The sequence below is a fragment of the Streptomyces sp. NPDC002577 genome (genome assembly GCF_053594815.1).
The window spans coordinates 1-1447 of record NZ_JBSFWK010000105.1 but is presented as its reverse complement, the minus strand read 5'-3'; the positions used below and the strand labels follow the sequence as shown (position 1 = coordinate 1447).

Here is a 1447-nt window from a genome sequence, read left to right as displayed (position 1 = left end):
CCTGCGGGATCACGGGCTTCGGCACATTGACGGAAGGCGACGAGGTCTCCGCCGTGCGCGACGTCTGTGTGGTGTCCCCCGAGGACGGGTCACCGACCCTGTCGTCGTGCACCGGAGTGGTCGTAGACGGGGCGACCTGCTCCTCAGGCCGGCCGGCGGTGGTCGGATCCGTCGGCGCGGTGGGGTGCTCGGGCGGCGTCGCCGAGGTGTCGTGGGTGGGCGTCGGGGTCGTGTCCTGGTGCTCGATCTCGGCGAGGGTCCGCTCGAGGTCCGCGACCTGCGGGACACGCGAGGGCATGGTGGCCCGGTCGACGCGCGGACCGGAAGCCGGCGCCGACGGCAACTCCGTGTCGGCCGCCGGGCGGGAACGCTGGGCCTGGCTGACGTCGGACCCGGGCCGAGGCGCGGACGGCTCGACACGCTGCGGCCGCGCCTGCCGAGACGTCTCCGTGTGCCCCTGGCCGGCTGGCGGCGCATCGCCCGGACGTACCAAGGGACTCACCGGTGCGCTGGGCAGACCCTCGATCTCGGCCGCGATCCTGTCGGCCGCCTCGTCGGACAGCGGCGCGCGCGGCTCGTCCCCGACGGGGCGCGGCTCGGTCGGGACCGTGTCATCGGGCCTGGTGCCGCTGCGAGGCACGTCCGGCAGCAGCTCGGGCCGGCCGGCGGGCATACCGGGTGGCGGCTCCGGCCGGATGGCCGGCACGCTCGGAAGGCCGTCCGGCTCGATGGTGTGGGTGCCCGGCTCGACGGTGTGGGCGCCCGGCGGGACCTCCGGCCTGCCGGTGGGCACGTCGGGCAGACTCTCCAGCCCGTCGGTGGGAGCGTTCGGCAGGGAGTCCGGCTTGGCGGTAGGGGCGCTAGGCAGGTCGTCGAGCTCGTCCAGCGTGAACGCGTCGTGCTCGTCGGGCTCCTGGCGCAGAAACTGCTGCTCCTCCTGCGCCCGCGCGAGATCCTGCTCGGCCCGCCTGGAAATGCCTTCCTGCACCAGCCGGTCCAGCCGGCTCCCGGAGCCCGAACCGGACTCCGTTCCCCCGCCGCGGCCGGTGCCGGATCCGGCGCCGGGACGGTCCGAGCCCGACTCCGGCCGGTCGATCTGCTGCCGGAGTTCGTGGCGCAGCGCGGCGGTGTTCTCGTCGTGGGTCCGCGTGTCGGCCAGGCGCTGCTGCGCCTGCTCCAGTTGCCGCTGCGTCTGCTGTACGACCTCCTCCGGCGCCCCGGTCCGGCGCTGCTGGGTGAGCTGGTCGCGCAGCCGGGTGACGTCCTGCTCGTGAGTACGCAGCTGCTCCAGCCGCTGCTGCTCGACCACCTGACGCTGCTGCTCCCGGCCGGCGAGGTAGTCCCTGAGCTGCTGTTCGGCGGCCCGCGCCTCCTGCGGGCTGCCGGCCCTCTCCATCCCCCGCATCAGCTCGGCCTCGCGCGGGTCCAGATGCGACCCGCTGCCGCG

General features: G+C 75.0%; 1 protein-coding gene. It reads right to left on the bottom strand.

Annotated features, from left to right (window positions below):
* Window positions 1-1447 (bottom strand): hypothetical protein (locus ACWD4J_RS44070; RefSeq protein WP_451401192.1); only part of this gene is annotated, 1447 nt, incomplete at both ends.